Source organism: uncultured Sphingomonas sp., assembly GCF_913776855.1.
Taxonomy (GTDB): domain Bacteria; phylum Pseudomonadota; class Alphaproteobacteria; order Sphingomonadales; family Sphingomonadaceae; genus Sphingomonas.
The window spans coordinates 21,862-28,137 of record NZ_CAJYQD010000017.1; the positions used below are offsets into that span (position 1 = coordinate 21,862).

6 protein-coding genes are annotated in these 6,276 nt (G+C 67.6%); 3 read left to right on the forward strand and 3 right to left on the reverse strand.

The genetic code is table 11. The features are described 5' to 3' along the window. Nucleotides 1–73: 73 nt before the first annotated feature. The 3 genes from uvrB to QZ755_RS04240 all read left to right on the forward strand — a co-directional run bounded on the left by uvrB (nt 74) and on the right by QZ755_RS04240 (nt 3,493). Nucleotides 74–2,278, forward strand: a complete 2,205-nt coding sequence (gene uvrB, locus QZ755_RS04230) for an excinuclease ABC subunit UvrB (protein ID WP_294320070.1) — start codon at nt 74–76, stop codon at nt 2,276–2,278. Between the two features lie 169 nt (nt 2,279–2,447). Then, entirely contained in the window at nt 2,448–2,972 is a 525-nt protein-coding gene (locus QZ755_RS04235; RefSeq protein ID WP_294320072.1) for a hypothetical protein, read from the forward strand. Beyond that, nucleotides 2,972–3,493, forward strand: coding sequence for a hypothetical protein (locus QZ755_RS04240; RefSeq protein WP_294320074.1), 522 nt, complete (start codon nt 2,972–2,974; stop codon nt 3,491–3,493). The genes QZ755_RS04235 and QZ755_RS04240 overlap by 1 nt, the downstream gene beginning before the upstream one ends. Before the next feature lie 340 nt (nt 3,494–3,833). On the opposite strand, the gene QZ755_RS04245 is transcribed toward QZ755_RS04240, so the two are convergent. The 3 genes from QZ755_RS04245 to QZ755_RS04255 form a co-directional block, all read right to left on the reverse strand. Beyond that, entirely contained in the window at nt 3,834–4,628 is a 795-nt protein-coding gene (locus QZ755_RS04245; RefSeq protein ID WP_294320076.1) for a formate/nitrite transporter family protein, read from the reverse strand. A 57-nt stretch (nt 4,629–4,685) separates the two neighbouring features. Further along, nucleotides 4,686–5,759: a DUF5694 domain-containing protein gene (locus QZ755_RS04250; protein WP_294320078.1), complete on the reverse strand. Its 1,074-nt coding sequence runs from the start codon at nt 5,757–5,759 to the stop codon at nt 4,686–4,688. Nucleotides 5,760–5,943: 184 nt separating this feature from the next. Continuing rightward, nucleotides 5,944–6,276, reverse strand: a 333-nt coding sequence (locus QZ755_RS04255) for a hypothetical protein (RefSeq protein WP_294320080.1), incomplete at its 5' end; no start/stop codon positions are given.

The window sequence follows — 6,276 nt, forward strand, 5'->3', positions numbered from 1 at the left end:
AAGCTATCGGCTTTGACGATTGTGTCGAGCGGCAATGTTGCCGTCCCGTTCCGCGCCACCCATATTCGGGCGCATGGCGATCATGATCCGCACCGACCTGTCCGAACCCGAAACCGGACAGACCTTCATCCCCCACCGCCCGGTGCGCCCGGCGAAGGTGGATGCGGGCAAACGCTTCGTCATCAAGTCCGACTATGCACCCGCCGGCGACCAGCCGACCGCGATTGCCGAACTGGTCGCGGCGGCAAAGGCGGGAGAGAAGGATCAGGTGCTGCTGGGTGTCACCGGTTCGGGCAAGACGTTCACGATGGCCAAGACGATCGAGGAATTGCAGCGCCCTGCGCTGATCCTCGCGCCCAACAAGATTCTCGCGGCGCAGCTGTACGGCGAAATGAAGTCGTTCTTTCCCGACAATGCGGTCGAATATTTCGTCAGCTATTATGATTACTATCAGCCCGAGGCCTATGTGCCGCGGTCGGATACCTATATCGAAAAGGAAAGCTCGACCAACGAGGCGATCGACCGGATGCGGCACTCCGCCACCCGGTCATTGTTGGAGCGGGACGACGTCATCATCGTCGCGTCGGTGTCGTGCCTGTACGGTATCGGGTCGGTCGAAACCTATTCGGCGATGATCTTCGATTTGAAGAAGGGCGATGTCGTCGACCAGCGCGAGATCGTGCGCAAGCTGGTCGCCTTGCAATACAAGCGCAACGACATGGCGTTCCAGCGCGGCAATTTTCGCGTGCGCGGCGACAGCCTCGAACTGTTCCCGTCGCACTATGAGGACAGCGCGTGGCGTATCACGTTCTTCGGTGACGATATCGAGGAGATTACCGAGTTCGATCCGCTAACGGGCAAGAAGATCGCGAACCTCAACTCGATCCGCGTCTATGCGAACTCGCACTATGTGACGCCCGGCCCGACGCTGAAACAGGCGGGCGAGGCGATCAAGCATGAGCTGGCCGAGCGGCTGAAGGAACTGGTGATGGAGGGCAAGCTGCTGGAGGCGCAGCGGCTGGAACAGCGCACCAATTTCGACCTCGAGATGATCGCCGCCACGGGTTCATGTGCGGGGATCGAGAATTACAGCCGCTTCCTGACCGGCCGCCTGCCCGGCGAACCGCCGCCGACGCTGTTCGAATATCTGCCCGAGAACGCGCTGCTGTTCGTCGACGAAAGCCACCAGACGATCGGCCAGATCAACGGCATGTCGCGCGGCGACCATCGCCGCAAGATCACGCTGGCCGAATATGGCTTCCGCCTGCCCAGCGCGATCGACAACCGGCCGCTGCGCTTCAACGAATGGGACGCGATGCGGCCGCAGACGGTGTGCGTGTCGGCGACGCCGGGCAGCTGGGAAATGGAGCAGACCGGCGGCGTGTTCAGCGAACAGGTCATCCGCCCGACCGGCCTGATCGATCCGCCGATCACCATCCGTCCGGTCGAGGAGCAGGTCGACGACCTGATCCATGAGGCAAAGGAAACGGCGAAGAACGGCTACCGCACGCTCGTCACGACGCTGACCAAGCGCATGGCCGAGGATTTGACCGAGTTCATGCACGAGGCGGGCCTCAAGGTGCGCTACATGCACTCGGACGTCGAGACGCTGGAGCGTATCGAGCTGATCCGCGACCTGCGCATGGGGGTGTATGACGTGCTGGTCGGCATCAACTTGTTGCGTGAAGGGCTGGATATTCCCGAATGCGGGCTGGTCGCGATCCTCGATGCCGACAAGGAAGGGTTCTTGCGCAGCGAAACCTCGCTGATCCAGACGATCGGTCGCGCGGCGCGCAATGTCGACGGGCGGGTGATCCTTTATGCCGATCGGATGACCGGCAGCATGGAACGCGCGATCGCCGAAACCGACCGCCGCCGCGAAAAGCAGCGCGCCTATAACGAGGCGCACGGCATCACCCCGACGACGATCAAGCGCCAGATCGGCGACATCATCGCCGATGTCGCCTCGCGCGATCAGGTGACCGTCGAGATCGACGAGGACGGCCCGCGCCACATGGTCGGCCACAACCTGCGGTCGTACATCGAAAGTCTCGAAAAGCAGATGCGCGAGGCGGCGGCGAACCTGGAGTTCGAAACCGCTGGGCGGCTGCGGGACGAAATCCGGTCGCTGGAGAATGAGGAGTTGGGGCTTCCGGCAAGCGAGCACAAGGCGCCGATCATGGGCCGGTCGAACGAGGGCAAGCCGGGGACGCGCAAGACGCGCTACGGCAAGCAGAAGGCGATGCGTATGGCCGGCGGGGGTGGGCGCGGGCGGTAGCATCCCCGACCTGTCGTCATTCCGGCGCAGGCCGGGATCCATTGTGTCGGGTGTTCGCGACGTTACCGCAACGTCTACCCATCCATGGATTCCGGCCTTCGCCGGAACGGCGACCCATGCCGGCCCATCCCCGGTTGAGGCTGCAGGCCGCATCGCCCATAAGGGGCTTATGCGTATTCTGTTCCCCCTCGCCGCCGTCGTCCTTCTGGCCGGGTGCGTACCGCCTGGTGCGCCGCCTGCGACCGAAGAGGTGCCGGCCCCCGTCCAACGCCCGGTGCCGGTGCGCCCTACGCCGGTAGCCCCCGTCGCCGACTGGCGCGACCTGCCGCGCACGCCGGGCGACTGGCAATATCGCGGGCTGGGCGGCGGATCGACGGCGACCTATGGCGCGCGCGGCGCCGCGCCGGTGGCGACGCTGACCTGCGATCGCGCCGCCGGACAGGTGACCATGCTGTTCGCCAGCGCGCGCCCGGTGGCGGGCAGCGTGACGATCCGCACCACCAGCACGCAGCGGACGCTGAACCTTCAGCCGATGGCCGGCGGCGTCGGCGTGGCGCTGCCCGCCAGCGACCGGCTGCTCGATGCGATCGGGTTCAGCCGGGGGCGGTTCGTGGTCGAAGGGGCGCCGGTCGGCCGGCTGGTCCTGCCCGCCTGGGCCGAAGTGCTGCGGGTGACCGAGGATTGCCGCCGCTGATGCGGGGGCGGGCGCTGGTCGTGCTGCTGGCGCTGTCGGCCTGTTCGAGCGAGCCGCCGCCGCCCGCGCCGGTGCCGAGCGCAACCCCTGCGCCATCGCCGACTCCGGCCCCGTCGCCCCGTCCGCGGAAGCCCGGACAGTTGCCGACGCCCGAACTCGACGGCGCGGTGCCGCTTGCTGGCAGTTGGTCGGCGACGCGCGACGCCGCGCTCTACACCGCCGACGGGCGAATCGCCTTTGCCCTGCGGTGCGACCGCGCTGCCCGTCATATCCTGTTGTCGCGTGGGGTTGTGGAAGGGTCGTCGATCGCGCTGTTCACCGATGATGCCGCCGCGACCTTTCCAGTGCAGGTAGTCGATGGCGCGCTGGAAACGCCGGTGACGACCGGACAGACGTTTCTCGACGCGCTGATGCGGGCGGACGTGATCGGCGTGGCGGCGGGCACGGGGCCGGTGCTGCGCATTCCGGGCGACCCGGCGATCGGCCGGGTCGTACGCGGCTGTCGGCCGGCGGGCCGCTGACTCGGGCGGGGCAGGGCGCGGAGTATGGCCGGAACCGTACGCATTACAAGTCTTGTACGTGGGTCCAGGATGGCCCACCTTCTGCGTGCGCACCGATCGGTGCGTGACGGCTTTAACTAGCGAAAGGAGGTGATCCGATGTCTCATGGTTCAGCAGTGGGTTCGGTTCAGTTCGTTCGGGAGACGCGCCGCTAACGCAGGCCGGTCACGCGCGGGGGGTATCCTCCCCCAGTCAACGCCGTGACCCCATGCAGGCGGCTCGCATGGTCTCCCGGGCTGGAGCTTCCGGCCGCTGACCATGCTTGAGGTCGCCGGGCGTCGAGAGACCCCGGCGGCCTCTTTCATTTTCGGGTCGGTTGCTTTTTCGCCAGCACCCGATGCCCTGCGGCGAGCGTGATCGCGACCAGCGACCCGCCGACGATGTTCCCCGCCGTCACCAGGAGCAGATTGCCCAGCAGCGATCCGACCGGCACCGCCGCCGGGTCCAGTCCCCAGGCGACCGGCAGCAACGTCATGTTCGCGACCGAATGTTCGAACCCCGCCGCGACGAACAGCGCGACAGGGCCGATCACGGCGGCGATCTTTCCCGCGACGCTCTTCGCCCCGGTCGCCATCCAGACGGCGAGGCAGACCAGCATGTTGGCCAGCACGCCCGACGCGAACAGTTCGAACCAATCCTTCGTCAGCTTGGTGTCTGCGGTCTTCAGCGCGGCCTGTCCCACGGCGCCGTCGATCGCACCGGTCGCTCCCGATGCGACGAACAACGCCGCGATGGCGAGGCTGCCGATCAGGTCCGCGATCCACACCACGCTCCAGTCGCGCAGCGTCTCGCCGATGCCCAGCCGGTCCTGCGCGGCGGGCAGGACCAGCATGGTATTGCCGGTAAACAACTGCGTGCCGGTGACCATCACCAGCATCAGCCCGACCGAGAAAGCGACGCCTGACAGCAATTGGGTCGCCCCACCGGGCGCCATCCCGGCCTGCGCCACCAGATAGCCGATCGCGCCGAACCCGATCTGCGCACCCGCCGCGATGCCCAGCAGGACCATCGCGCCGACCGGCGGGCGCGTCTTGGCCAGCATGGCGTCGTCGACGCTGTCGGCCAGCGTGTCGGCGGTCACATCGTCCTGCGCCATGGCATGTCCTCTCCCTGTTGGACAAGGACAACGACCGGACGCCCCGCCGGCTCCGGTTCAGCGCAGCAGCGGCATCACATCGACGACCCGGACGTCGTGCATCTGGTGCAGATAGGCGTCGAGATACGGCTTGTGCGACGCGCCGACCACGACCAGCGCGCGCTGGCCCGGCCGTTCGCCGAGCATGTCGCGGATGTTTGCTGCCATGCGCAGGTTGCGGGTTTCCCAATAGGCGACATATTGCCGGCCGTAGCGCCGGGGTGAGGGCTCCTCCAGCGCCGCGCCGAAGTCGCTGGCATAGATTATCGGGGCCATGTCCGGTGCGTTGAAAGCGCGATACATCGTCAGGATTCCGGGACCGGTCGAAAGGTCGCGCTGGGCGGCTTCGTCCAGCACGCGGCGTCGCGCCCCGGCCGGATTGTCCCACGCCTTCTGGATCGCCGCGCCATATGGCGCTTCGTCGGCCTTCGCCATCATCCGATCGGCGGTGTGATCGTCCATCGCATAGATCCGCTCCAGCCCCAGCCGGGCGGCGAGGCGGGCGGCGATCATCAGGCTTTCGTCGTGGTGGGTTTCCAGCTTTCTCAGGCGTTCGATCAGCTTGGCGTCCAGCCCGTCGCCCGCGCGGCGTTCGGCGGGTGGCAGGCGGAGCCACTGGACCAGCGCGGACGCGGGCTCGCCGGCGGCAAGGAAGGTCGCGGACAGGCGCCGCCGCTGTGCCGGCGCGGGCGCGGCGGGCCACTCCGCCAGCATCTTTTCGAACGCGGCAGTGGCGGCGGGAACGTCCAGCCCGGTCGCGGCGCGCGCAGGGCCGGTGTCGGGACAATAGGACGGCACCGTATCGGCATAGCGATAGGGGTAGCGGCGCAGTTCGTCGCACTGCGCGCCGGATAGCGACTCGATCGCGATCGCCTGTGGTTTCCATGCGGCCAGCCTGTCGAGCAGCGGTCCGAGCGCTTCGGGGCGGAAGCGATCGGGCAGCTGCGACAAATGCGCCGAACCGAGCACGGCGACCTCGTTGGCCGGTCCGGTTCGCGGACCCTTTAGCGCCGAGGGGTCGAAGGGCGGGCGATAGGTCTGCGCTGCTGCCGGCGCGGCGAGCAGCAGGAGCGCGAACAGGATGCGGTGCATGGGTCCCCCTTGATTTGCGCGGCAGGGTAGGGGGTGCAGGGCCGGGAGGGAAGGTCGCACCGACCGGCACCCCGGCCTGTAGCCGGCGGTGACGTCGGGGCGCCGCGCTCGCCAGTCCCCGAAAACGAAACCGCCGCCCGGTTGCCCGGACGGCGGCTCGTTCAACTTGCGAAGACCCGAACGATCAGTCGTTCAGATACTCGCCTGCATCGGCGTCGGTGCCGGTGCCCGAGGGCACGACATCGGCCAGCGGGTCGTTCGCACCCTGGCCATCGCGGGCCGAGCGGGCCAGTTCGGCGGCATGTTCTTCCTCGGCCGAGTTCGGCGCGATGAAGCCTGCCAGTGCCCGCTGCTGGACGCGCAGCGCCGCATCGCGCGACGATGCCGCGACCCGCAGGCGGTTCATGCCGGCACCGGTGCCCGCCGGGATCAGGCGGCCGACGATGACGTTTTCCTTCAGGCCGTTCAGGCTGTCGATCTTGCCCTGCACCGAAGCCTCGGTGAGGACGCGGGTCGT